A 24,092-nucleotide genomic window follows, 5' to 3' on the forward strand; every position below is an offset into this window, starting at 1 on the left:
ACCTTCAACAAAATATATATTCTTCCCTTCCTATCATAACAGATTCCCTTATCTATTTTTCCATAATATTACCGATTCACGACATGAAAAGGCATATTCGCGACATAAAGGCAGACATACCTTTAATTGCTTTGTAAGATTAATCTAAGATAGCTGAATGAGGTGAGACAATGATTAACATTCAAGAAGTAACAAAGCAGTTTAAAGACAAAAAGAAATATGTTACGGCTTTGAAGTATGTATCGTTTGAAGTGAAGCAAGGAGAAGTATTAGGTCTGCTGGGAGAGAATGGTGCTGGAAAGACGACTTTACTTCGTACGATTGCCACGCTATTAGATCCCACAACCGGGCAGGTCCAAGTTGGAGGGTTTAATACGGTAAAGCAACCGGCAGAGATTCAAAAACAGATTGGGGTGCTTTTCGGGAGTGAAACGGGGCTATATGATCGAATGACAGCCCGAGAAAATCTTGAATATTTCGCTATGCTGTATGGTTTAGGTAAGCATGAAACAAAAGTACGGATTGATGAGCTTTCGAAAATGTTTGGTATGAGAGATTATTTAAATCGGAAAGTTGGAGGTTTTTCAAAGGGGATGCGTCAAAAGGTCGCTATTGCCCGTACTATTATTCATAATCCATCCATTATTTTATTTGATGAGCCAACAACAGGTCTAGATATTACTTCATCAAATGTATTTAGACAGCTAGTCCATCAATTGAAAAGGGAAGGCAAAACAATTATTTTCTCTAGTCATATTGTGGAAGAGGTATCCATGCTTTGTGATGCTGTTGCCATGATTCATAAGGGAGAGTTAGTATTTCACGGATCCCTTGAACAACTATATGAGCAAGAGGGTAGTCGAGATTTAAATTATATCTTTATGAGTAAGTTAGTAAGGAGTGGAGATGACTATGCTATTTAGAATTTACATCAAGGAATTAAAAGATTGTTTTCGAGACCGTCGTACACTTTTATTAACTGTTGTTCTTCCTATTGTACTGATGACAGGTTTTGTTTTTCTTTTTGAAAATCTTGCCTCACAAGGGAAAAACGAAGTGTATACAATTGCTGTGACACAATCAATAGAAGAGGCAGATAAGGCTATTTTTGCAAACTATAAAAATCTTGAATTTATAGAAGTAGAAGATCCTAAAAATGCAGTTATAGATGGGCATGCCATTATTGGGCTTGAATTTAGTGGAGCCGTTAAGGATATTGGAAAAAATAATGATACGATGAAAATTACAATCATTGGAGATGCGCTAAGTCAAAACTCTTCAGTTGTTATGTCTGAAATAGAGAGCGCCTTATCGAACTATGAAAAAACAATTATTCGTGACCGTTTACAACAACATCAAATGGATGTTTCTATGATTGAACCATTTTCAATAGTTTATGAGCAAACAGTTGAGGGAGATTCTTCACTAACGATGCTTGCTTTTTTAATCCCGTTAATCTTGGCAGCATCAATTGGAGTTGGAGCCGGTCCGTCAGCATCAGATTTGTTTGCTGGTGAAAAGGAGCGTAAAACGATGGAGGCTCTTTTAATGACGCCTGTAAAACGTTCAACTTTACTAGTAGCAAAGTGGCTAACTATTTCCACGATTGCCGCACTTACAGGAATTGTCACATTAATCGTGATTATGTTAGAAATCAACTTTTTAACATCTGATTTAAAGGCAGCCATTTCGCTAGGAGATAAAACATATATGGTTATAGTTATTACAACCGTAGTAGCTATTCTTTACGCAACAGTTTGTGCGTCTTTCTTAATGCTGACAAGTATTTTAGCGAAAACGACAAAAGAGGCGCAAACTTATAGCACACCTATTTTATTCTTGGTCATAGTCCCAGCAATGTACATGATGGGCTTAGGTGTGAATGAATTGAAATTTACTTATTTTGCTATTCCGGTTGTCAATTTATATGCCATTTTTAAAGAGCTATTCTTTGGAATTGTACAGTATCAACATATTACCGCTACACTTCTTAGTAATTTTGTGCTAACTTTCATCATCTTTTGTATCTGCCGTATGTTGTTTATGAAGAATCGCTGGGTTATGAATTCATAGAAAGGGTTTCTTAGAATTTAATGAAAGGAGCTAAAGTAATGAAAATCAAGATTCTTGTCATGATTTATTTAATAGGCAATGTCATTTTGATCTACGCTTTAAGAAAAAACTTTGACAATTATACAACTATTTTTTCAACCGTAAATTGTTGTTTATTATTAGGGATTCTATTTATTCAAAGGAGGCAAAAGAAATGTTAGCAACCCAAGCCCTATCAAAGGTTTATGCTAATAAAGCGGCTGTGAATAATATAGATCTAGAAGTAAAAGCAGGCGAAGTGCTAGGATTTTTAGGCCCTAATGGTTCAGGTAAAACAACTACTTTTCGAATGATACTTGGGATTGTTCCACCTACCTCAGGTACGATTCTTTGGCACAATAAAATAATTCAGCATTTACCAAAAACAACAATAGGCTATTTACCAGAGGAACGTGGATTGTTCGCTCATATAACAGTACGTGAGCAAATTCAACTATTTGCACGTCTAAAAGGAATGACAAAAAGAACAACCGATAAAGCCATTTCTTATTGGACAGAACGTCTAGTATTAACAGAACAACTAGACAAAAAAGTAGGTGAACTATCGAAAGGAAACCAGCAAAAAATACAGCTGATTATTGCCATTATTCACGAACCTTCATTGTTAATTTTAGACGAACCTTTCAGTGGTTTAGATCCTCTTAATGTGGAATTGCTAAAAAATGTGATTTATGAAATGGAAAATAAAGGAACGGCTATTTTATTTAGCTCACACCGTATGGATCATGTGGAAGAACTATGTGAAAGGATCTGTATTTTAAAGCATGGAACGCCTGTTTTATCTGGCTATATTAATAATATAAAGGGGAGTTTTAGACAAAATAAGCTGGTGATTGAAGGAAGTGAGGATTTTTCATTACTGCAAGGGCTAGAGGGGATTTCGGATTTTAAATATACAAAACAAGGTGTGACATTCACAATCCAATCTCGCAGTGTTGCACAAACTATTTTTACGAGACTAAAAGAATACAATAGGATAACAAAATTTTCACTAGAAGCACCTTCATTAAACGAAATCTTTATTGCAAAGGTAGACCACCATGATGAATGATTTTTGGATTATGTTTTGCGTTAATTTTAAAACGATGTTTAAAACAAAAAGCTTTTTTATTGTGACGATTATGATTGCTTTAGCCATTGCAGCAATTTTTAATATAGATCGTCTTTATCAAATGATAGGTATAAAAGAGCAGCATGCCCCAATTTTAGTAACTGCCAGCAATCAAGAAGTCGCAACCAATTTACAGGATTTTTATTCAATTGGTTATGTAAAGGGACTACTAAATTTACAATTTGTTGATAGCTTGGAAGAAGCGCAAAAGATGTTAACGGATACAAATGAGTATGAATACATTTTAACTATTGGAGAAAATGAGAAATCACGAATTTCAGCAACACTTATTTCTGAAACAGAACAACATATCGAGATGGATGCGATCCAAACATTCTTAAATGTCTATCAAAACTATATGTATGTTCAAAAAGCTTCTTTAACGGCAGATGAATATAGAGAAATGTACGCATCTGTAAACATAGCAACAGATTCTTTAAGGAAGGAGGTTAAAGCAGGTAGCTATAATACGACAAATTTGGTTTTTGTGTATGCTTTCATCTTTATTTTCTACTTTTCAATTATTTTATATGCTTCACAGCTAGCTAATACAATTGCTTCAGAAAAATCCTTACGTGTGATGGAACTAATGATTTCTAGTATTTCCGCAAAAGCTTATTTGTTTGCCAAAATTTTTGCAACGTTAGCGTTATCATTAACACAAATCAGCATTTGGATATTAGTGTTCACTATATCCATCAAAACAGGGAGTTATGAGCGATTAACATTATTGCAGGATATAGCACTAGATCAATTAAACATTACACTAGTATATTTAGGTATCTTATTTTATGTTGTTGGATTTGTGTTATATGGTTCTTTATCTTGTTTAGTAGGCTCGCTAATGACAAATGGAGAAGAAGCTTCACAAGCCATTTTCCCAATAGTTGCTTTATTACTTGCCGCATTATTTATTGGTATGGACGGTGTGATGTCGCCAAATTCAACATTGTTACAAATATCTAGCTATATTCCCTTTCTCACGCCGATTACTATGTTTATCCGAATAGCATTTGTTGAAATCCACTATGTTTCCATCATTTTATCAATCTTCGCATTATTCGCGACAACCATTCTAGTTGTTTTTATGACAGCAATTGTCTATAGAGGAGGAATTCTTCTATTTGCAAAGGGCTCGTTTAAAAATTTGAAACAAGCATTAAAAATATAAGTAAGACCCTATCCATTTAAGAATAAAGATCTTTTGTCTGAAAGATAGAAGGTAGAAATAAAAAGGGACTTTCTGGACAGCCCCTAACCATGATCGTACCTTTTTAAACAGTCCTGGCTTCTATAATAACTATTCACTAAAAAACATTGTATCTGCGGTAGTTACAATAAATTGTCACTATCCAAGTCGCAAAGGAGCCATCTCAAAATGACTTTTCAGATGGCTCCTTTTTTATGTTATTGTTTACTTTTTTCCGATATACTCTTCCATTAATTTGATAGTAGCGGGTTTTAGATTGCAATAGTTCAGGTGCTAATTTCAGTGATACTTGCTCAGTTAAATCAAATGATTGAATCGTCCAGCCTAAATTTTCTATAAATGCAAGATGTACTTTGTCGATATTTTTGAGAAGGTTCAGAAGCTCTACTTCTAATATCTCGCCTTATACTGCATTTTTATTGACTAAAAATTGAGTTATGAAACCAATTGCATTGTCATTCCTTCGTACATATTGCGAATTTTACTCATATTTCTTCTGGTTCAAATAGCTTGTCAACAGTCGTTTTTAAAACTTTCGCTAAATCAAAAGCTAGTGAAAGTGAAGGGTCGTATTTATTATTTTCAATCGCATTGATAGTTTGCCTCGAAACGCCACATAATTTCGCTAACTCTTCTTGCGACAGCCCTAGAACCTTTCTAATGTTTTGGATTTTATTTCGCAGTTTAATCACCATATTTCTTTTATACATTAATTATGTAATTAATTAAACGATAGACACCTCTATTAAGAACATGTATAAAGGTTGGATCTAAGTCAAGATTCCGGACACATTAAAGTTAAGTTTTTGTTTTGTGGCAACCACCATTTATGGAGTGTTCCACATCCCGAGTAGCCAGTCAAAGTGAAAAGAGCCTTTGACAGGCTACTCAGGATGTAGAGCGAGAAATCCATGGAGGTTGCGCATCAAAAATGTGAAGGGGAACATTTCTTGTATCCCAAAATGTTACGCCATAGCTCGGCACATACCTTCACATTCATCAGGTGTTAGAAAGCCTATAGCACCGTGAATTCGTTTGCGATTGTACCAACCTTCAATGTATTGAAATAGTGCAACTCTAGCTGTTTCATAATTTTCATAGCGTGTTCGATAGACTTCTTCTTTTTTCAATGTCGCATGAAAAGACTCGATACATGCGTTATCATACGGGCATCCTTTACGGCTGAACGACGGAATCATTTCGTGTTTTTTTAGTTTTTCTTGAAATGTTTCACTCGTATATTGCGTACCTAAATCGGTATGGATGATTAATTCTGAGGATGGATTTTGAGCTTGTACAGCGTGATCCAATGCCTCAACGACCAAATCTACGGTCATTTTTCGTCCGAATTTATACCCTACAATTTTCTTCGAATGTAAATCAAGAACCGACGCCAAGTAGCACCATCCATCGCGGATTGTATGGATATACGTAATATCAGCTACCCATTTTTCATTAATCGTCGTTGTATGGAAATCTTGTTCAAGTATATTTTCACGTTCTTCCACGGGCTTTTGTGTTGGCGTCGGACGGTACTTTTTTATGATGTTCGAGCGAATACCAGCTTTTTTCATGAGTCGTTGTACGCGTTTAATACTAACTTTCACGCCTTCTTTGAGTAACTGTGCATGTATTTTCGGCGCACCGTATCGTCCATCACTTTCTTTGTGAATGGCACAAATACGTCCTGTAATTTTTTTGTTTTCAACTTCGTACACGCTTGGTTTCTTGTGGAAAGACTGATAATACGTACTTTTGGGTACCTTTAAAACGCGACACATTAATTGAATAGGATAATGTTCGCTTTCGTTTTCAATATGGTCAATGAGTTCTTGTTCTGTTACTTTTTCGCGAATATGGTCATAGCCTTTTTTAAGATTTCAATCTCCTGCTTTAACCGAAGATTTTCTTTTTGGATCGAAGAAACTTCCGCTGCAGTTAATTCTTCTGCACCTTCGATTGGAGAATGTAACTTAATCCATTTATAAATAGTTACTTCAGAAACGCCATATTCGCTAGACAGTTGACTGACTGGTGTACCAGAGTGATAAAGCTCCACAACAGTTTGTTTAAATTCTTTATTAAATCTTTTTTGACTCATAAAAAAGACACGTCCTCTCTTGGTTATAATAATACTTACTTAACCAGGATGTGTCCATGACTCCATTCTACATTCAGGTTTATTTCTTCCATAGTAGCTACTTGAAAAAAATCAAAGATATATATTTTAACCAATTTCAATCAACTGTAACTATTATTACACCCCAAAAGATTAATAGCAACCAGCCCATCAAAATCGTGTTTGCAATGTGATATCTTGTTATTATCGAGTGTTGCATTGATTAAATTACCTCTATCAGAATAGATATTGTATAAAACAAAGTTACTTATGCTATAGATTAAATTTATGAGTTTTGTATGAATAAATATTAATATTTTCCGTATGATTATGTTGTAGAAATTAAATTGTTTTTTAATAACGAAAATATAAATTTAACAATTATTACAATTTATAATAGTTATATATAACTGAAATGTAAAACAATATAGACTTTTTTACAGAATTTATATATAGTTACATTATCACGCGTGTGCATTAATCTTTAATTGCTTGCTCTCTATTTTTCTACAAGTTAGTGTCATTGTATTAACATGTATAAATATAGATGCAAACAAAACTAGGAGGTTTGGGTATGGTATTAAATTCTGTTGGTAAGCAAGTTAGATTTTGGGTTACATTAAGTCTTGTTTTCACATTAATTTTTGCTATTTTAGCTCAACCTGTTGCTAATGCGGCTGAAGTAGATTCTAAAGAAGAAGTTGAAAAACTTGCTTTGGCTGTTTATGAATCCTCAACTTATCAAGAGGATACTAAATCTTTTGATTTTGACAAGGAAAAAGCTATTTCATTAGGTTTAGACAAACAAGTAGCTAGTCAAATTGAGGTTTATTATGAGAATTTATCTACGGAAGAAGCTGAAGATTTAGCAAAACTTCAAAAAGATGATGAAGTGTCTGTGATGGTAGCTCCAATATTAGTTTGGGCAGCAGGAGTTTTAGCTGCCGCTGGGCTTTCATGGTTAGCAGAGAAATTATTAGATTATGGTGCTAAGAAATTTTGTGATGCATACGGTAATTATAATTCAGTAACTAAAACTGTATGTAATGTTATCGCTCCATAATTTATCCGAAAATAATAACAAAGAGCTATTATGACATCTTTAATTGTCAAATAGCTCTTTTTTTATGAATTATTAAACTCTATGTATAGCATAGCATACCTTGAAAAATCCATAATGTAAAACATGTTTGACTAAAAAGTGTAAAACATGTTATACTCTAAATGTAAAACATGTTTTACTTATAAGGAGGTGCATTTTGAGTGGATTGGCTGTTATTCGTCTTTTTGGGTGTAATAGTAATTACAGTTGTTTTAATTTTCCTAACACTTGGTTCATTAGTGCCATTAGGAGATGAAAGAAAAAAGTTTATTAAAATGCGTGCACAATCTTATGCTTTTAGTGTGGTCATCGTCTTGCTGTTGATTGAAATCGGTCAGAATCTATATCTTTCATTTTTTTCGAGCGGCTACTCTGGAGGAATAAATCCTTATATTTTCTTAGTAGTGGTGTCTATCGTTTATTTAATTACATTATTAGTGTATAAAAAGAAATATGGTGATTAGATGCAAAATAAAATACAGGAAATTAGGAAGGCTTTAAAATTGTCGCAGGAAGAATTAGCGAAATTATGTGATGTATCAAGGCAAACTATCAATGCGGTTGAAAATAATAAATACGACCCTTCGCTTTCACTAGCTTTTGATTTAGCGAAAAATTTGAAAACTACTGTTGACGAACTATTTGATTCAGAAAAAACATGAATTAAAAGTAGGGTAACATTCAATAAAGCTAAACAAAAGCAATTAGTCGAAGCAAATCCTCTTAATGTGACCATAGGGTACAAATACAACTAAAAAAAGCTCCTTATAACATCGCAAGTAAATATGAAAGTATTGAATGCAGATGTTCTCTAACCAACCTACATTCAAGGAAATCAAAGATTAATATAAAGGAGCTAATTGAAAAAAGCTAATCAAAATAGAAGATTCCACTCAATTCGGAAATTTAGTAGGACATTCTAAAAAGGTTAAACCGTATTTTTCATTTGAAAGTGCACATAAAGAGTAGTAAATGGGTAGTCATTCATAGTATATTTTGAAGATAATGCCTTTGCTACTCTATTTTTATAAAATCCAAAGTTCAATCTATTAAAGAGAAGCGAGATTGTCCCTTTTCAATAAATTTTACAATAGCTATTTAAGGAAAGTTTAAAAAAAGGAATTTGTACCCTTTTAACAAGAGCTACGCGTTTATGAAAAGAATTTCATTTGCCATTTTATTTCTTTCTTTTTCCCTATTTCTAATCAGCTATAGTGAAGGGGAACAGGCAAAAGATAACAATATATCATCTCTCCATTTTCTGACGTAAAGCAGCGATTCCACTTTTAAAAAAGCAGAAGACCAATTTCCAAGGCATTTCACAATCGCTATATTGGACCAGGTTATAATTTGGCTCAAAGTGTTTCGCATGCTTCTAATAGGAGCTCCATATCCTCTCCTTGTTAAATATCTGGGTACAAATTATAGCAGCGGGGTAAAGTGGTCATGCATCCATTGTTCTGCAGGGGTTTCTTTTTCTATAGAGAAAAACGCCGCACAACGTATTTGTGCAGCGTAGCCATTAATCAAATAGATGTTCATAGGGGGTAATGTCAATTTTCATTTCCGCTAATTTTTTACGTAAAAATTTATGATCTCGCTTCGGGGTAGCTTGAATATAACCACGAATAATTAAGTCATGGTTAATGGCAGCTGCTTTTTCTTCTAATGCAAGCTCGCCAATTTTGCCAGCTATTTTTTCCTTTGCTACTTGTCTAAACAGCTCAGGGACGGGGCTAACAAGTTCATATAAAAGCTCCTTCTCAGGTTGTCCCCATAAATGAATGGTTTTATCTAAATAAAACTCTTGCCAATCTAAATCCGATTTACCATCCTGCTTTGGTAGTGCCTTTAAAAACTTGCGGAACATAAAAAATCCGCCTATCCCCATAAAGGTAATCAATACGACAACCCAAAACAAGATAAACCATAAAAACCAGCCTGTTAACAAATCGTTCACCTCTTTGCCTTCTCTCACTCTATTATAAAAGCTAATATAAAAAAATTCATCCTTAATGTCCCTCTTTTAGCAATAAGTCCGTATATATTGTGTAAGAAAGGGGGTGACACCTATGACAAACGTAAATTTTGTCAATGCAACACTTCGTTTAAAGTATGTTACTGGCTACAATGAACAAAACGAGCCAAAGTTCTCCACAAAGACATACCGAAATGTAAATGGTTCGCATTCAACAGTGGATTTAGTAGCTGTAGCGAATGCTATTGCGAGTCTATCTTCATATAAGTTAGACAGTATTTCCAAAGTAGAAACAACAGATTTATCCTAAGGGGGGAAAGAAGATGACACAAGTTTTAGAGCTGCAATTTGAAACAGCCATAGGAAAAACAACCGTGCTTACGATTGATGCACCGAAGCCAACTATTACAACTGCAGAAATACAACAGGTTATGCAGACGATTATCGCTAAAAATGTTTTTGAAGGACAAGCAGGTACTCTAGTTGCCATAAAAGGGGCACGGATCATTGATCGCCAAGTGACAGAACTTGAATTAGTGATGGCATAATGAAGAAAAGGTCTTTGTGGGATGATACTACAAAGACCTTTTTAAACAGGAGAATACTCAATTTTTTAATTGTGAAGGAGGAATTTAAAGATGGAGCAGTGGTTAAACATGATTTCAGAAATTGGCTTTCCGATTCTAGTGTCGTTTTATTTATTGAACCGAGTAGAGGTTAAGCTGGATGCGATTCATGATGCACTTATTTCCTTAAAGTGAAATCTATTTCACAAAGATGTTCGAAAGCTGTCACTTGGGAGTCCTTGTCAACATTATGATCATACGATAGGATGAGGATAATGTAGGTAGGGAGCGTGTTAAGATGAAAAATAAAATAATTGGATTCATTCTACTTTTGATGCTGACAACTGTACTTAGTGCATGTGGAAATACAAAATTTAAGGCAGATTATGACTTAGCACTGCCAGATTTTGAGCATATTAATCAACGGGGAGAAGCTGTTTCTTTGAAGAGTTTAAAAGGAAAACCATGGATTGGGATGTATATTTTCACGAATTGTACTTCTATTTGTCCGCCAATGTCCTTTAATATGGCGCAGGTTCAAGAAAAGCTGAAGAAAAAAGGTGTGGAAGATTATCAGATTGTTGCGTTTTCAGTGGATCCTGATGTTGATAAGCCAGAGGTACTTGCGGATTATCTAAGCAAATATAATGTACCTGATGAATCAAAATGGAATCTCCTTACTGGTTATTCACAAAAATATATTGAACAATTCGCAGTAAAATCAACTAAAATTATGGTAAAGGATGATCCTAATACCGACCAAGTGATTCACGGAAATCAATTTTTCTTAGTGGATAAAGATGGGGTTTTAGTAAAAATGTATACTGGATATGCCAAAAATATTGAAGATGTACCCATTGATACAATGGCCTCTGATATCGAAACATATATTGATGAAAATTTATAAAAACAAGAAGGAAACCGTCTCTACATGAAGAGACGGTTTTTTTATGGTAGAAAATAATCTTTTATAGATTGAGCTTCGTTTATAGTATAGAAGGAGGGGAAAATATTGCCTGATATAGAAAATTTGGAACAACTTATGGAACAACATACAGAGCGATTATTCCGAATTGCTTACTATTATACAAAGGATTTACAAATAGCAGAGGATATTGTACAAGATGTATTTATTAAATTCTATCATCATCAAAAACATTATGAGGAGAGAGGAGAGATAAAAGCTTACTTAGCACGAATGACTATTAATAGAAGTAAGGATTACTTAAAGAGCTGGGCATTTCGAAAGATAGTATTGCAACATAAAATGTTTTCAAAGCAAAAAACCGTTATAAAAGATGCACTTATTCAACATGATGAACAAACAATTTTAGATGAAGCTATTTTAAGATTACCGATAAAGCAGCGGGAGCCTATTGTATATTTTTATTTAGAGGACATGCCTATAAAGGAAATTGCTGAATTACTGGGAATTCCAGAGGGAACCGTCAAATCTCGTTTGAAAAAGGGGAAGGAATTATTAAAGAGGGATCTTCAGGATATTGAATGGGAGGTACTTTACAATGAATAAACATACTTTAAAAGTGTTAACAGATATATCAGGACGAAAAGAAACGATTATTGAACAGGTGAAATTGAAAATAAAGCAGGAACAGCCACTGCAAAGACGACGACATTGGCCAAATAGAGTCATTACCCTGACTATTACTTTTGCTATTTTATTTTTTATCGCCTCACAGCTAACTAAGCCAGAAAACAAACTACAAGCGACCATAGATACTACAACTTTAGCCTCTTTATTTGATACAAAGGTGAAGGGAACTGATATAACATATAGTCAACATTTCCAAATTGCGGATCATCTCAATGCTCGCAAAAACCTTGAATTTTATCATCCACTTAAAGGTTATGAAGCCATGCAAGAGGTAGCCGCTGCTATGGGAAATGCAATTCATCCGATTGAACCTGGGAAATTACCTTTTAAGGCTAATAACCAGGAGGTTTATGCAGTCACTTCAGAAATGGCAGATGGACGTTTGCAGACGCAGCTCCAATTTTCATACTTACAAAAATCATTAGACGGTAATGATCAGCAATTTGCTATTTTCTCGGTTACGAATGTAGAACGTAATCCATTGACAAGCTTTTATGTTAACGAAGATACAAGCGATTTGTTGGGCAATAAAATTAAAAACGAAGGTATGATAGGTAATAGTCCACTATTCCATCAAATTGTTCCAACTGAAGGGGGTGCGTTGGCGTATAACTATTATCATTTTGATGTAAAAAATAATAAGGTTAGTCTTGCTTCGACAACAGCCAATGAGCTTTACACCTATCATAATGGTTATGTTTTTCATATCGCCTATCTAGTCAATTCAAATGAAGAGGCTATGCAAAAGAAAATGATTGGGTTGGTAAAGGAATTTATACTCGGTCATAATGATAACGCTACTTTCCCTGTGTTAAATAATATAAAATAAAGATAACATCAATTATTAGGGAGCTTCCTTGATTGCTGGATGTCTCACAAAATTTGACGTATCATTTGAAGAAGGGGGAATATTTATGAACTTCGAACAAATCTATTTAGATGTAATTAGTAAAAGGTTTAAAAATCTCAAAGAGCAAGGTGACAAAACACTATCACAGTTAAATCATGAACAATTCCATTGGACTATTAATGAAGAGTCCAATAGCATTGCCGTTATAGTCAAGCATATTAGCGGCAACATGATATCCCGATGGACGGATTTTTTAACAACGGATGGTGAGAAAGCAACGAGAAATCGGGATGATGAATTTATAGACAGTTTTACTACTACAGAAGAAATTTTAACAACTTGGGAAAAAGGATGGCAAGTTTTTTTGGATGCCATCGAGCAATTAACAGAAGCTGACTTAGAAAAATTTATTACAATCAGGGGAGAACAGCATTCGGTGATTGATGCGATTGAAAGACAGATGTCACATTACGCTCAGCATGTGGGACAAATTATTTACATTGCGAAACAAGTAACTGGCTCACAATGGCAAACATTAAGTATTCCAAGAGGGCAATCTCAGAATTTTACAGATGCGATGGTAAAAAAGCATCAATAAAGAAAATCGTAGCTGTTTTTAGCTACGATTTTTTGAATTTTATGAAAAATATAGCTGATACATGGAGGTTTCTGTATCTATAGCTTTGGCGATTTCATATGCCTCCTGCTGTGTTTTTCCATGCGCTATAATTTCATACATAAAACTAATTAAAAACATTAAATTTGCATTGCCATCTATGTAATCATCTGGTCCTAAATAGGAGTGACAGCCGCTTTCTAAAAAGGCAGAAGCTAATTGCTTTTCACCTAGTGAACAGCCAGAGGCAATCACCTTTACACCATGAAGTTGACAATATTGTAGTACCTCTTGTGAACTAAAAAATACCCCTCTTGGTTCATTTAATTCATAAACCTCCTCCCCTAGCTCAGGCATAATAAAGCGCCCCTCATCACCATGAAAATTAAGAATTAAATAATCCAATTTTTGATCAAGATCCTGACCTGATAGTACATCTATCAAATCATTGGGTCTTCCAATCAAATGAAACGTCACTCTTGCACCAAAAGACTCCAAGACAGATCTTAAAGCAATGGATTCGATATCACAATTTGGACCAACTACTATGCTCACATATAATTCTGGTTTACTCATATAAATGACCTCCTTTATCTTATCGCAGTAATTTAACTGTACCAAAAACGAAGGGTCAGGTACAAGATCCCCACTACAAATGGAAGATCAACTGCCCGTAAAGCACCGCTGATTGTAGGTACTTTACCGTTAGTATAAGTCATTCTATCTAGTTAAGGGAAATAAAAACATTAAAATATAAATAAGGGAGAATTGAATGGAAAAGGCAATATCTATTTTATAAATTGTTACAGTCGATTGAAACATAGAAAAGTCAAGAAATTTTAAAATGTGTTTATTTATTGTAAAAAATTAGTTTTATATGAAGATTTTCGTTTTACTTCATCTAGGATAATAGTTATAGATAGGCTATACTCAAGAGAGTTTATGACAATAGCAGAATAGAGGGAGCTTTATGAAGATAACGGTAGAAAGAAAATTGCAGTTTGCTTTTGGGCTAGTGTTGATTTTTTTATTATTAATTACGGGTATTTCCATGTACTATTTAAATGATAACCGTCACACCCTTAAAGAGATTCAAGAAAAAACAGAACTTATCGATTTATATCAGGATATTTCCTTTCAAACAGTTCGAGCAAATGCAGCTATAAGAGGTTATATGCTGTATGGAAAGGAAGAAATGCTTAACAATCATCTTGAAATTCGAGATACCTTACATAAGTCCATTCGTCGTATTGAAGAACTTGGCTATAAAAATGCAGATTTTGATCAGTTTTTAACGCAATTAGATGAGTGGGAAAAGCCAATTGATGAAAAAATAGTGCCGCTGTTTCAAAATGGTGAGTCTCAACAAGCACAGCAGCTTGCATTACCAATATTAGGAGAGGGCTCGTTAAAATTAGTTACCTTTGGTAAAACAATGGCAACAGCACAGCAAAAGGAGATGCAATCCCTTATCGAGGTAACAAGGCAAAGTGGCGATAGAAGTGGTAAAGAAATTGCAGTATTGGCAATTATCTCACTGCTTATCAGTATTATTATTGCCACTGTATTTGGCAGAAGAGTTGCAAAAAATATTCAACAAACTGTTGTGGAAATGGATAAGTTTTCAAATGGTGATTTGCAAACGCACCTTCAATTTAAAACAAAGGATGAGTTTGCTCAACTGGCGAATTCCTTTAATATGATGTCAGAAAAGCTAAGACATACGATGAAGCAAGTTGGGCAATCCTCTGAACAAGTAGCAGCAACCTCTGAGCAGCTGACAGCAAGCAGTATGGAGGTAACGCAGGCAACTGAAGTGGTGACAGAATCCATTCAAGATATTGCACAAGGGATTGAACAGCAGGACACTCTTACGGGGGATGTTCGAAATTTATCCTCACATATCTTGAAAAAAATGAACGAGATTTCAACAAGTATTGATAATATGAATAATGCCACAGTGGAAACGAAAAACATGGCAAGTTCAGGGCGTTCCTCAGTTCGGGATGTTAGTGAACAAATGAATGAGATTTCAGATAATACGGCAGAACTAAGCACTCGCGTTAATGATTTAGATGAAAATACAGCAGCGATTGTTTCAGCAGTGAACGTCATCAAAAATATTGCCACGCAAACGAATTTATTAGCAATCAATGCCTCGATAGAAGCAGCACGAAGCGGTGAGCATGGTAAGGGCTTTGCAGTAGTTGCCGAAGAGGTTCGAAATTTAGCAGATGAATCGAATTTAGCTGCTATAGATATTGAAAAGGTTGTTGCGCAAATTACGGAAAGCACTCGAATTATCGAGGAAGACATGGTCAACAGTAATGAGTCTGTAACGGTTGGTCGGGACAAAGTGAATGTGGCAAGAGATAATTTCCTAGCAATTGATGAGGCTATAAATGATGTACAGGCACAAACACAGGCTGTCACGGCAGCTATACGAGCAATTTATCTAGATATTGAAAAACTAGTGAAAGAAATCGACTATATTAGCGAGGTATCCATAAAATCAAGTGGCAATGTGCAAAGTGTGGCTGCTTCATCTGAGGAACAAAACGCAGCGATGGAAGAAGTTGCAGCCGCCTCCTCCCATTTGGCTAAAATGGCGATTGACCTACAAGAATCCATTCAGTCATTTAAATATTAATATTCATTTTTGACACGTAAGCGTATTCGATCTAGCAATCGAATACGCTTAAATTTGTTATATCGAGAGGAAATCTAAATTTATCGATTAATTTTGAGCATTTATCGAAAGTTTTATATGATTTATCGAGAAGCCTTAAATTTAGAAATATTTAAAAAATGAAAATGAGGTTAGAAAATAGTTATTTCGTCCGATAAAAGCTTGGGGTGAATTGAAAAGGAAGGGAAGGTTGAACAGGGGAGGGAAGCGGCATTCTTTTTGTGTCTAAAGTGCCAATAAGCATATAGCGTACAAACACATCTCTAGAACAAACTTTTATAGCTAACGAAGACAAAAGGAGAACTGTTGCATGAAACAATTTTTTGGAAGCTTTAAGGGCAAGCTTTATACTTTATTTGCTCTTATATTACTTATCCCAGTCATTTCTGTTGGGAGTCTGTCCTACCTTTCGGCTAAAAATTCTATAGAACAAGAAATTTTGTTTAGTGCAAATGAAAGCGTAGAAATTTTAAATAAACTTATTGATAAAACGATTAGTGAAAAAATAAATGATGTAAGTATATTCAGTAAAGAAATAGATGCCACGCAGTATGAGGAGTCAAAAAAGACCGTACTCGCAAAATTTCAACAATATACAAAGCTTCATCCAGATGTTTTAAGTATTTATGTTGGAACAGATAAAGGTGAATTTTTACAAGAGCCTAGAATAAATGCGGAAGATTATAACCCATTGGAAAGAGATTGGTACAAGAAAGCAAAATCACTTAAGAGTGACACGGTAATTACTAATCCTTATATTGATGCAGGGACCGGAGAAATGGTTGTAACAATTGCCAGACAGGTAGAGGATCAGTCTGCAGTAGTCGCTGTTGATATAAAATTAACGGACCTTCAAAAAATCTCAGACTCCATTAGCATCGGTAAAAATGGCTATCCTTCCATTTTCGGTGACAATAATATGGTAATTGCTCATCCTACCTTAGAAGCGGGCGGAGAATTAAAAGAGAGCTTCCTTGATAAATTATACGACAGCACATCTGGGACATACGAATATGTCTTTAATGGCGATGATCGTATTATGTTTTTTACAACTAATGAGCTGACCAATTGGAAAATTACTGGCACAATTTTTGCGAAGGAAATAGATGAATCTGCTTCAACGATCTTATCTCATACACTTCTGGTATTAGGCGCAGCTATTGTAATCAGCTCCATTGTTTTCTATTTTGTTATGAAGGCTGTGATTAAACCGATTAGAGCATTAAAGGATAGTGCTGTAACGATTAGTAAGGGTGATTTAACAGAAAAAGTCGTGGTAACCTCTAAGGATGAAATTGGGCAGCTAGGTCAAGCCTTTAATGATATGCAAGGTAGTTTACGTGCACTTATCCAAAAAATTGAGCAAAATGCTGAGGAAGTGGCATCTTCAGCCGAAGAGCTAACTGCCAATGCGAATCAAACAAGTATCGCAACGGAGAAGGTTGCCATATCCATTCAGGATGTTGCATCAAGTGCTGATACACAAACAACGAGTGCCAATAAGAACGCACAATCGCTTCATGAGCTTTCAAAGGCAATTCTTCATATTGCTGAAATCTCTTCTAGTGTGACAGATCTCTCCCAACACGCTACGCATCAAGCAGATGAAGGTGGAAAGGCAGTCCAAAATACAAAAGATCAAATGCAATCAATCCATGTATCGGTGACAGAATCCAACCAGAAAATCCAAACTTTACATGAACGCTCACAGCAAATAACATCGATTCTAGATGTCATTACGAGCATTGCGGATCAAACTAACTTATTAGCTTTAAATGCTGCCATTGAAGCAGCGAGAGCAGGGGAGCATGGGAAAGGGTTTGCCGTTGTTGCTGATGAAGTAAGGAAGCTAGCTGAGCAGTCTCAGACATCAGCCAAGCAAATTTTTGAGCTTATTCATAGTATTCAGCTAGAGACTGAACAATCTGTTAATATTATGGCGAAAGTTTCAGAGGATGTTCAAAATGGTTTAAAGGTATCTGATGAAGCTATTACTAAATTCCAAGTGATCCTCACAAGCATGAATGATATTATGCCAAAAATGAATGAGGTTTCTTCTGCCTCTGAGCAAATGTCAGCAAGCGTGCAAGAAGTAACAGCTATTACAGAGGACTTGGCCTTCTCTGCACAGAGTAATGCAAGTGCATCTGAGGATGTAGCTGCCTCTACTGAGGAGCAATTGGCTTCAATGGAAGAAATCAATGCATCTGCACAGGCTTTAGCACATATGGCAGATGAATTAAAACAGTTAATTAGTCAATTTAACTATTAACTTCAAAAACGCCATTTCATTATAGTAGGACACTGAAAAAGTCGATTTGCCACAAAAAATGTGCTGCAAATCGACTTTTTTAGTTTTAATTTCAATCAATGACCTCCATTTAGGAGTGGCATTTTAAGGTATTAGCGATCTTCGTCCCAACAATCTGTATTTTTCAATGCTGGAATTGATTTTGCATAAAATACTGGATTATTGCCTGTATTACGTTGAGTTGTAAAATCGTCTAAAATAAGAAAGGCAATTTTTCCAAGAATCATAATAATCGTTATATTAATGAATGCCATTAATCCCATAAATAAATCTGCTAAATTCCATACTAGCTGAACTTGTGCAACGGAACCAAACATGACCATTGCCAGCACTAACGTACGATAGCCAAACATCCATCCTTTATGGGCATTCATAAATTCAATATTGGATTCTCCATAATAGTAGTTACCAACAATTGAGCTAAAGGCAAAGAAGATAATGGCAATAGCAATAAAGTAAGGTGCCCATTCACCTACATGGACAGCAAGTGAGTTTTGCGTAAGGATAATGCCATTGCTTTCTCCTTTGTCATATAAGCCCGCTAAAATAATGATAAATGCGGTTGCTGTACAAATCATAATCGTATCAAAAAAGACACCTAAGCTCTGTACAAGCCCTTGTTTAGCTGGATGTGAGGTATTAGCTGTAGCCGCTGCATTAGGCACACTCCCCATTCCAGCCTCATTAGAAAACAAACCACGACGTACACCTTGCATAATGGCGATACCAATTGCTCCTCCAGCAGCCTCCTGAAGTCCAAAAGCTTGTGTGAAAATAAGCTTGAAAACGGCAGGGATTTCAGATAAGTTTGTGACAACCACATAGAGTGCGACAAATAAATAGAAAATAGCCATAACGGGTACAAGGACCTGTGTCACTTTTACAATTCTTTGAACCCCACCAAAAATTATCAAGGCTGTTAATACGACTAATATAACTCCAATAATCCAAGGTCTTATACCAAACGCTTCACCTACAGAGGTTGCAATTGTATTAGACTGTACAGCATTAAAAATAAAGCCAAAGCTTAATGTTAGCAGAATACTAAAAATAATCCCAAGCTTGCGTTGTCCTAACGCCTTCTCCATATAATAAGCTGGTCCACCACGAAATGTTTCGCCATCCTTCACCTTGTATACCTGAGCTAAAGTACTTTCAATAAAGGCAGTTGCCATCCCTAATATAGCAATGATCCACATCCAAAATACTGCACCTGGTCCACCTACACCAATTGCTAAAGCAACACCAGTAATATTACCTGTCCCTACACGCGAGGCTGCGCTTATCGTAAAGGCTTGGAATGGCGAAACTCCTGATTCCCCTTCTCTTTTTTCAACAATTAAGCGGAACATTTCTGGGAAAAGTCTAATTTGTACAAATTTTGTGCCGAATGAAAAATATAATCCTGCTACTAATAATAGTATGATAAGAATATAGGTCCATAATATTGAGTTCGTGTTATTGACAATAGTAGATATCCATTCCATCAGCTTTCCTCCTTTCACAATACGTTTTAGTCTACACTTATTTTTTATTAAAAATCAACTTTTTGAAAATAATGAATTATGGTAATATTATGGTGTTAAAATCGAGAATTATAGCCTATCTTAACAGATAAGGGTTGTGGAAATGTTTACTTTCTGAAGTCAAAATAACATCAAAATATGATGGGGATATCGATGCAAGAGTAAAGAAAAAGATATTATGTTAAAAGGAGGAGAGAGGATGGCATTCTATTTTCAACTTTACTGGCATTTTTTACTGATGATTATGGTGATAATCATGTTGGCAGGATTAATCACTTTTCTCATTCCACGTATTCCATCTGTATTAGTTCTGGCTTTTAGCGGCCTAATTGGTTTGATTTACTCACGTTTAATTGAAATGGAACAGGCTTATCTATTTTTTACTAGTATTAATCTATTGACCACAATTCTTCCAATTTTATTAATTAGGTATTTGCAATATTTGAAAAGAACGGCTGAAGAAATGGAGAAGCGCAATAGACGAAGCGAATCCTCATAAGTGGAAAATACCTTTTTGAGATTAAATTAATATATAATGGTAGAAAAGGAGAAAAGTAAATGAAGACAATTGGACTGATTGGTGGCATGAGCTGGGAATCTTCTTCGGAGTATTATCGACTACTTAATGAAGAGGTAAAAAGGCTGTTAGGAGGTTTACATTCGGCAAAGTGTATATTGTATAGTGTAGATTTTCAGAAAATTGAACATTTTCAAGCGAGGGGGGAATGGGACAAGGCTGGTGAGGTGCTTGCTGAAGCTGCCTATTCTTTAGAGAATGCAGGCGCAAGTTTTATTGTTATATGCACCAATACTATGCATAAGGTGGTGGATAGCATTCAGCAGAGGATTAAGATCCCCATTTTACATATAGCTGATGCAACAGCCCATAAAATAGTAGAGACGGGTTTACAAAAAATAGCTCTTCTCGGGACAAAGTATACGATGGAGCAGGATTTCTATAAGAATAGAGTGGAAACCTTCGGAATTACTGTACTTGTTCCACAGGCGGAGGAGAGAGTAGAGGTCAATCGAATCATTTATGATGAATTGTGTTTAGGGGAAATTAAGCCCTCTTCTAAACATTATTATTTACAAGTAATTGATAGCCTTGTAAAGTCTGGTGCGCAAGGAGTTATTCTTGGTTGTACAGAGATAGGGTTGCTAATCAAGCAGGATGATATACATATTCCTGTTTTTGATACAACGATGATACATGCCCATGCTGCTGTCATGAAAGCTATTCAAAAGGGGGAATAAAATTGCCAGGTAAAATTCGGGATAGAGGCATTTCAATTGGGACGCTGCCCGTTGGCGAAAAAAATTGCATTACAGATGTAGCAGACGTATGTGTGGGGCATATGACAATTGATGAAGCATTAACGCAAGATGGCGCATATGCATGTACAGGTGTAACCGCCATTTTACCGCATAAGGGTAATTTATTTCAGCAAAAGGTTACAGGAGCAAGCTATGTCTTAAATGGCTTTGGAAAAACAACGGGACTAATACAGGTAAATGAGCTGGGGGTTATTGAAGCACCTATTATGCTCACCAATACTTTCGGTGTTCCAGCTGTTACACAGGGGGCATTGCAATATATGCTTGACATGAATCATGATATTGGGCAAACAACAGGAACGATTAATATTATCGTGGGCGAATGTAATGATAGTTATTTAAATTCAATACGCGCCTGTTCAGTAACACCGGAGCATGCTATAGAAGCGATTCGCATTGCAACAAATGATGTTGCACAGGAAGGAGCAATTGGGGCAGGTAAAGGAATGATGTGTTTTGGCTATAAAGGAGGAATTGGCTCCTCTTCTCGCATTGTCCACTATGAGACAATCACCTATACCATAGGCTGTATGGTGCTTAGTAATTTTGGGCAAAGCACAGAATTTTTAGCGCAACGATATGGTGAGACAGTTGTATCTTCTCAATCGACTATACCTCCAACAGATGGCTCCATTATCATTGTACTGGCAACGGATGCCCCACTTAGCAGTCGTCAATTAACACGTGTTATTAAACGCTGTGGTATCGGACTTGGTCGAACAGGAAGCCATTTTTCCCATGGAAGTGGTGATATTGTTATTGGCTTTACCACTGCACATTGTATTCCTCATATATCAAATCAACTTGTGGAGACACGCACACAGCTTCGCGAGGATCATCCTATTATGAATCAGCTATTTACGGCAGCGGCAGAGGCAGCAGAGGAAGCCATTTTGAATTCCTTATCACAGGCAATAACTACAGTAGGCAGAGATGGGCATAAAGTAGAAGCCTACCCATTTTTCGAAAAGTAGTAGCTCATAAAAGTTATTGAGTCATGAAAATGGTTCAATAGCTTTTTTTATTTTTTCAGTTATTATCAACACTCGCTACGAATAAACTCCATAAAAAAGTGAAAAAGAATAAATTTCGACTATTAGCAGTCATTTATGTCGTCCATTGTTTGATGATTAGAAAATAACTATTATTATGTATTTATTCACTATTTATCTAGTCAACGGCATATAGGTAAAGAAACTGAATTATCTGAAAAATATTTATTTTTTTGCTTGATTGGAGTGATGCATATTAAGAAAAGCATTTTTCATCCGATTACAGCTAATAACGCTTCATTTCATTCCTCGGAAATTGCTGTGGGTGAAAGCTTTGAGCCGCTAATTAAAATCGAAGGACAGCATCCTAGAATTTTTACAAAGCCTATTTACCATCAACAAAAGATACCTAATAGCTTACAGGTGATCTACGTACGTGAAGGTGTCTATGAGCGATTAAAAGAAGCGCTTTCGATATTGCCAAAAATATATAGTTTAGTGTTATATGATGGCTATCGTCCCTTTCAAGTACAACAGTATTTGTTTACACATTTTGCACAGGAGATTGCACAACGATTTCCGCATTTGTCTGCACAAGAAATTGACTGTGAAACGCGAAGATATGTTGCATTTCCAAGCCTTGATTGCGCTCATCTTGTTCCCCATTTAACAGGGGGTGCTGTCGATATCACATTGGGGGATATAAATGGTCATGCATTGAATCTTGGCACAGCTTTTGATGAAATCAGTGCAAAATCCGCGACACGTTATTTTGAACTATTTCCAAATGAGAATCCCAAAGCCTGCACCTATAGAAGGCTTCTCTATAATTGCATGACTATGGCAGGCTTTACCAACTACTCAGAGGAATGGTGGCATTTTGATTACAACAATATTGCTTGGGCTAGGAGAGTTCAAGCACAGTCAGCGAGTTACGGAGCAGTGCAGGCAGTTATTCATAATCATTATGTAAAGGAGTTTAATTTTATATGAAGGTTTATATAAGCGCAGATATTGAAGGAATTACGGGGACTACAGTATGGAGTGAAACGGAACTAAATGCCCCAGATTATCAGTTTTTCCAAAAACAGATGACCCTGGAGGTAGAAGCTGCGATTGAAGGGGCAATTGCTGGCGGAGCTACTGAAATATTATTAAAGGATGCACATGATTCAGCTCGAAATTTAGACATTTCAAATCTACCCATTCATTGCAAGATTATTCGTGGATGGACCTATGACCCAATGTGTATGGTCGCAGGATTAGATAAAACGTTTGATCGAGCCATTTTTATTGGCTATCACAGTAAAGGGGGAAGTGAGCGCAATCCTTTGGCCCATACACTCTGTGTATTTGCAGATGTCAAAATTAACGGGGAGTATGCCAGCGAATTTCTCATTAATACGTATGCAGCAGCATTACATGGGGTTCCAGTTTCATTTGTTAGCGGGGATGTTGGGCTAACAGAAGAAATTCAGACCATAAATGAAAACATTGTCACTTTTGCCACGAAAGAAGGAATCGGTAATGCAACGATTAGTGTCAGTCCTAAATTGGCCATTCAGGAAACAAAGAGACTAGTGGAGGAGGCTATGAAAGTTCCACGTAAATCCTTACAAGTATCCTTACCTGAACACTTTAAAATAGAAATTATTTATCGTGACCATACACGCGCATATCGCAATTCCTTTTACCCTAATGCTACATTTAAACCACATAATACAGTGGAATTTATCACAGATGATTTTTATGAAGTGCTTCGAATTTTACAGTTCTTAACATAAGCAAATTTATAGAGAGGGGAATAAATTCTGGCAATTTGTCGAGCAATTGGACACGCTCTTCTTGTCTATTAGGCAAGCAACCGTTTTTAACATCGGGGCAAATATCAAATTATCCAAGATTATCAACAATAAAATAATGTGATTCAGATGAACATTCAGGTGCTATTTCGAGC

Annotated in this window: 26 protein-coding genes; 21 read left to right on the top strand and 5 right to left on the bottom strand. The window is 35.7% G+C overall.

Annotation, left to right across the window (positions count from 1 at the left end; genetic code table 11):
- Positions 1-170 precede the first annotated feature (170 nt).
- The 4 genes from AC2CGN_RS05510 to AC2CGN_RS05525 all read left to right on the top strand — a co-directional run bounded on the left by AC2CGN_RS05510 (position 171) and on the right by AC2CGN_RS05525 (position 4,394).
- Entirely contained in the window at positions 171-923 is a 753-nt protein-coding gene (locus AC2CGN_RS05510; protein WP_484512598.1) for an ABC transporter ATP-binding protein, read from the top strand.
- On the top strand, positions 913-2,073 hold the full coding sequence (locus tag AC2CGN_RS05515) for an ABC transporter permease (RefSeq protein ID WP_484512600.1): 1,161 nt from the start codon (positions 913-915) through the stop codon (positions 2,071-2,073). Before AC2CGN_RS05510 ends, AC2CGN_RS05515 begins: the two co-directional genes overlap by 11 nt.
- Positions 2,074-2,266: 193 nt before the next feature.
- A complete protein-coding gene (locus AC2CGN_RS05520; protein WP_484512601.1) occupies positions 2,267-3,163 on the top strand; it encodes an ABC transporter ATP-binding protein in 897 nt (298 codons plus the stop codon).
- A 34-nt stretch (positions 3,164-3,197) separates the two neighbouring features.
- The gene (locus AC2CGN_RS05525) at positions 3,198-4,394 is read left to right on the top strand and encodes an ABC transporter permease (RefSeq protein WP_484512603.1); all 1,197 of its coding nucleotides are present in this window, start codon (positions 3,198-3,200) and stop codon (positions 4,392-4,394) included.
- A 524-nt stretch (positions 4,395-4,918) separates the two neighbouring features.
- Here the strand turns inward: AC2CGN_RS05525 and AC2CGN_RS05530 are convergent.
- Both AC2CGN_RS05530 and AC2CGN_RS05535 read right to left on the bottom strand, forming a co-directional pair.
- On the bottom strand, positions 4,919-5,143 hold the full coding sequence (locus AC2CGN_RS05530; RefSeq protein ID WP_429985021.1) for a helix-turn-helix transcriptional regulator: 225 nt from the start codon (positions 5,141-5,143) through the stop codon (positions 4,919-4,921).
- Positions 5,144-5,398: 255 nt separating this feature from the next.
- Positions 5,399-6,534, bottom strand: a protein-coding gene (locus AC2CGN_RS05535; RefSeq protein WP_484512604.1) for an IS3 family transposase whose coding sequence is annotated in 2 segments (ribosomal slippage) — positions 5,399-6,312 and positions 6,312-6,534 — 1,137 coding nt in all. Because the reading frame shifts where the segments join, the coding sequence is not laid out codon by codon here.
- A gap of 592 nt (positions 6,535-7,126) precedes the next feature.
- On the opposite strand from AC2CGN_RS05535, the gene AC2CGN_RS05540 reads away from it, so the two are divergent.
- From AC2CGN_RS05540 to AC2CGN_RS05550, 3 genes are all read left to right on the top strand, one after another.
- Entirely contained in the window at positions 7,127-7,615 is a 489-nt protein-coding gene (locus tag AC2CGN_RS05540) for a hypothetical protein (RefSeq protein WP_484512606.1), read from the top strand.
- A gap of 200 nt (positions 7,616-7,815) precedes the next feature.
- A complete protein-coding gene (locus AC2CGN_RS05545) occupies positions 7,816-8,118 on the top strand; it encodes a hypothetical protein (RefSeq protein ID WP_429981327.1) in 303 nt (100 codons plus the stop codon).
- Positions 8,119-8,316, top strand: coding sequence for a helix-turn-helix transcriptional regulator (locus tag AC2CGN_RS05550; RefSeq protein ID WP_283871863.1), 198 nt, complete (start codon positions 8,119-8,121; stop codon positions 8,314-8,316).
- Between the two features lie 860 nt (positions 8,317-9,176).
- On the opposite strand, the gene AC2CGN_RS05555 is transcribed toward AC2CGN_RS05550, so the two are convergent.
- On the bottom strand, positions 9,177-9,605 hold the full coding sequence (locus tag AC2CGN_RS05555; protein ID WP_283872791.1) for a DUF2621 domain-containing protein: 429 nt from the start codon (positions 9,603-9,605) through the stop codon (positions 9,177-9,179).
- A gap of 121 nt (positions 9,606-9,726) precedes the next feature.
- Between AC2CGN_RS05555 and AC2CGN_RS05560 the strand changes: the two genes are divergently transcribed.
- The 7 genes from AC2CGN_RS05560 to AC2CGN_RS05590 all read left to right on the top strand — a co-directional run bounded on the left by AC2CGN_RS05560 (position 9,727) and on the right by AC2CGN_RS05590 (position 13,261).
- Positions 9,727-9,942, top strand: a complete 216-nt coding sequence (locus AC2CGN_RS05560) for a DUF1659 domain-containing protein (RefSeq protein ID WP_429990482.1) — start codon at positions 9,727-9,729, stop codon at positions 9,940-9,942.
- A gap of 13 nt (positions 9,943-9,955) precedes the next feature.
- Positions 9,956-10,180: a DUF2922 domain-containing protein gene (locus tag AC2CGN_RS05565; protein ID WP_286923058.1), complete on the top strand. Its 225-nt coding sequence runs from the start codon at positions 9,956-9,958 to the stop codon at positions 10,178-10,180.
- A 90-nt stretch (positions 10,181-10,270) separates the two neighbouring features.
- Positions 10,271-10,393: a YvrJ family protein gene (locus tag AC2CGN_RS05570; protein ID WP_283871867.1), complete on the top strand. Its 123-nt coding sequence runs from the start codon at positions 10,271-10,273 to the stop codon at positions 10,391-10,393.
- 103 nt (positions 10,394-10,496) lie between these two features.
- Positions 10,497-11,105: an SCO family protein gene (locus tag AC2CGN_RS05575; protein WP_429987032.1), complete on the top strand. Its 609-nt coding sequence runs from the start codon at positions 10,497-10,499 to the stop codon at positions 11,103-11,105.
- A gap of 105 nt (positions 11,106-11,210) precedes the next feature.
- On the top strand, positions 11,211-11,729 hold the full coding sequence (locus AC2CGN_RS05580; RefSeq protein ID WP_484512610.1) for an RNA polymerase sigma factor: 519 nt from the start codon (positions 11,211-11,213) through the stop codon (positions 11,727-11,729).
- Positions 11,722-12,642, top strand: coding sequence for a hypothetical protein (locus AC2CGN_RS05585; protein ID WP_484512612.1), 921 nt, complete (start codon positions 11,722-11,724; stop codon positions 12,640-12,642). Before AC2CGN_RS05580 ends, AC2CGN_RS05585 begins: the two co-directional genes overlap by 8 nt.
- An 85-nt stretch (positions 12,643-12,727) precedes the next feature.
- On the top strand, positions 12,728-13,261 hold the full coding sequence (locus AC2CGN_RS05590; RefSeq protein ID WP_286926519.1) for a DUF1572 family protein: 534 nt from the start codon (positions 12,728-12,730) through the stop codon (positions 13,259-13,261).
- Positions 13,262-13,300: 39 nt separating this feature from the next.
- On the opposite strand, the gene AC2CGN_RS05595 is transcribed toward AC2CGN_RS05590, so the two are convergent.
- Complete coding sequence (locus tag AC2CGN_RS05595) at positions 13,301-13,855, bottom strand: delta-aminolevulinic acid dehydratase (RefSeq protein WP_429985026.1); 555 nt, start codon at positions 13,853-13,855, stop codon at positions 13,301-13,303.
- 394 nt (positions 13,856-14,249) lie between these two features.
- Here AC2CGN_RS05595 and AC2CGN_RS05600 point away from each other — a divergent pair, with 394 nt between their 5' ends.
- Positions 14,250-15,929, top strand: a complete 1,680-nt coding sequence (locus AC2CGN_RS05600) for a methyl-accepting chemotaxis protein (RefSeq protein ID WP_484512615.1) — start codon at positions 14,250-14,252, stop codon at positions 15,927-15,929.
- A 349-nt stretch (positions 15,930-16,278) separates the two neighbouring features.
- Positions 16,279-18,240, top strand: a complete 1,962-nt coding sequence (locus AC2CGN_RS05605; RefSeq protein WP_484512617.1) for a methyl-accepting chemotaxis protein — start codon at positions 16,279-16,281, stop codon at positions 18,238-18,240.
- A gap of 131 nt (positions 18,241-18,371) precedes the next feature.
- Here the strand turns inward: AC2CGN_RS05605 and AC2CGN_RS05610 are convergent, their stop codons facing one another.
- Positions 18,372-19,766, bottom strand: coding sequence for an alanine/glycine:cation symporter family protein (locus AC2CGN_RS05610; RefSeq protein WP_286926515.1), 1,395 nt, complete (start codon positions 19,764-19,766; stop codon positions 18,372-18,374).
- Between the two features lie 238 nt (positions 19,767-20,004).
- Here AC2CGN_RS05610 and AC2CGN_RS05615 point away from each other — a divergent pair, with 238 nt between their 5' ends.
- The 5 genes from AC2CGN_RS05615 to AC2CGN_RS05635 all read left to right on the top strand — a co-directional run bounded on the left by AC2CGN_RS05615 (position 20,005) and on the right by AC2CGN_RS05635 (position 23,919).
- Positions 20,005-20,304 (top strand): hypothetical protein, encoded by a 300-nt coding sequence (locus AC2CGN_RS05615; protein ID WP_484512619.1) that lies wholly within the window; start codon positions 20,005-20,007, stop codon positions 20,302-20,304.
- Positions 20,305-20,363: 59 nt separating this feature from the next.
- On the top strand, positions 20,364-21,062 hold the full coding sequence (locus tag AC2CGN_RS05620) for an aspartate/glutamate racemase family protein (RefSeq protein ID WP_484512621.1): 699 nt from the start codon (positions 20,364-20,366) through the stop codon (positions 21,060-21,062).
- 2 nt (positions 21,063-21,064) lie between these two features.
- Positions 21,065-22,117 carry a P1 family peptidase gene (locus AC2CGN_RS05625; protein ID WP_484512623.1) on the top strand — a complete coding sequence of 351 codons (1,053 nt, stop codon included), beginning with the start codon at positions 21,065-21,067 and terminating at the stop codon, positions 22,115-22,117.
- A gap of 267 nt (positions 22,118-22,384) precedes the next feature.
- Positions 22,385-23,128, top strand: a complete 744-nt coding sequence (locus AC2CGN_RS05630; RefSeq protein WP_484512625.1) for a M15 family metallopeptidase — start codon at positions 22,385-22,387, stop codon at positions 23,126-23,128.
- Positions 23,125-23,919 carry a M55 family metallopeptidase gene (locus tag AC2CGN_RS05635; RefSeq protein WP_286926510.1) on the top strand — a complete coding sequence of 265 codons (795 nt, stop codon included), beginning with the start codon at positions 23,125-23,127 and terminating at the stop codon, positions 23,917-23,919. The genes AC2CGN_RS05630 and AC2CGN_RS05635 overlap by 4 nt, the downstream gene beginning before the upstream one ends.
- The last annotated feature ends 173 nt before the right edge of the window (positions 23,920-24,092 follow it).

This window comes from Lysinibacillus sp. DFXJR4 (assembly GCF_057196045.1).

Excerpts from the sequence above, each read along its gene's own strand:
- AC2CGN_RS05510 (WP_484512598.1), top strand. The coding sequence starts at position 171 with ATGATTAACATTCAAGAAGTAACAAAGCAGTTTAAAGACAAAAAGAAA.
- AC2CGN_RS05515 (WP_484512600.1), top strand. The coding sequence starts at position 913 with ATGCTATTTAGAATTTACATCAAGGAATTAAAAGATTGTTTTCGAGAC.
- AC2CGN_RS05520 (WP_484512601.1), top strand. The coding sequence starts at position 2,267 with ATGTTAGCAACCCAAGCCCTATCAAAGGTTTATGCTAATAAAGCGGCT.
- AC2CGN_RS05525 (WP_484512603.1), top strand. The coding sequence starts at position 3,198 with ATGTTTAAAACAAAAAGCTTTTTTATTGTGACGATTATGATTGCTTTA.
- AC2CGN_RS05530 (WP_429985021.1), bottom strand. The coding sequence starts at position 5,143 with ATGTATAAAAGAAATATGGTGATTAAACTGCGAAATAAAATCCAAAAC.
- AC2CGN_RS05540 (WP_484512606.1), top strand. The coding sequence starts at position 7,127 with ATGGTATTAAATTCTGTTGGTAAGCAAGTTAGATTTTGGGTTACATTA.
- AC2CGN_RS05550 (WP_283871863.1), top strand. The coding sequence starts at position 8,119 with ATGCAAAATAAAATACAGGAAATTAGGAAGGCTTTAAAATTGTCGCAG.
- AC2CGN_RS05560 (WP_429990482.1), top strand. The coding sequence starts at position 9,727 with ATGACAAACGTAAATTTTGTCAATGCAACACTTCGTTTAAAGTATGTT.
- AC2CGN_RS05565 (WP_286923058.1), top strand. The coding sequence starts at position 9,956 with ATGACACAAGTTTTAGAGCTGCAATTTGAAACAGCCATAGGAAAAACA.
- AC2CGN_RS05570 (WP_283871867.1), top strand. The coding sequence starts at position 10,271 with ATGGAGCAGTGGTTAAACATGATTTCAGAAATTGGCTTTCCGATTCTA.
- AC2CGN_RS05575 (WP_429987032.1), top strand. The coding sequence starts at position 10,497 with ATGAAAAATAAAATAATTGGATTCATTCTACTTTTGATGCTGACAACT.
- AC2CGN_RS05585 (WP_484512612.1), top strand. The coding sequence starts at position 11,722 with ATGAATAAACATACTTTAAAAGTGTTAACAGATATATCAGGACGAAAA.
- AC2CGN_RS05590 (WP_286926519.1), top strand. The coding sequence starts at position 12,728 with ATGAACTTCGAACAAATCTATTTAGATGTAATTAGTAAAAGGTTTAAA.
- AC2CGN_RS05595 (WP_429985026.1), bottom strand. The coding sequence starts at position 13,855 with ATGAGTAAACCAGAATTATATGTGAGCATAGTAGTTGGTCCAAATTGT.
- AC2CGN_RS05600 (WP_484512615.1), top strand. The coding sequence starts at position 14,250 with ATGAAGATAACGGTAGAAAGAAAATTGCAGTTTGCTTTTGGGCTAGTG.
- AC2CGN_RS05605 (WP_484512617.1), top strand. The coding sequence starts at position 16,279 with ATGAAACAATTTTTTGGAAGCTTTAAGGGCAAGCTTTATACTTTATTT.
- AC2CGN_RS05610 (WP_286926515.1), bottom strand. The coding sequence starts at position 19,766 with ATGGAATGGATATCTACTATTGTCAATAACACGAACTCAATATTATGG.
- AC2CGN_RS05615 (WP_484512619.1), top strand. The coding sequence starts at position 20,005 with ATGGCATTCTATTTTCAACTTTACTGGCATTTTTTACTGATGATTATG.
- AC2CGN_RS05620 (WP_484512621.1), top strand. The coding sequence starts at position 20,364 with ATGAAGACAATTGGACTGATTGGTGGCATGAGCTGGGAATCTTCTTCG.
- AC2CGN_RS05630 (WP_484512625.1), top strand. The coding sequence starts at position 22,385 with ATGCATATTAAGAAAAGCATTTTTCATCCGATTACAGCTAATAACGCT.
- AC2CGN_RS05635 (WP_286926510.1), top strand. The coding sequence starts at position 23,125 with ATGAAGGTTTATATAAGCGCAGATATTGAAGGAATTACGGGGACTACA.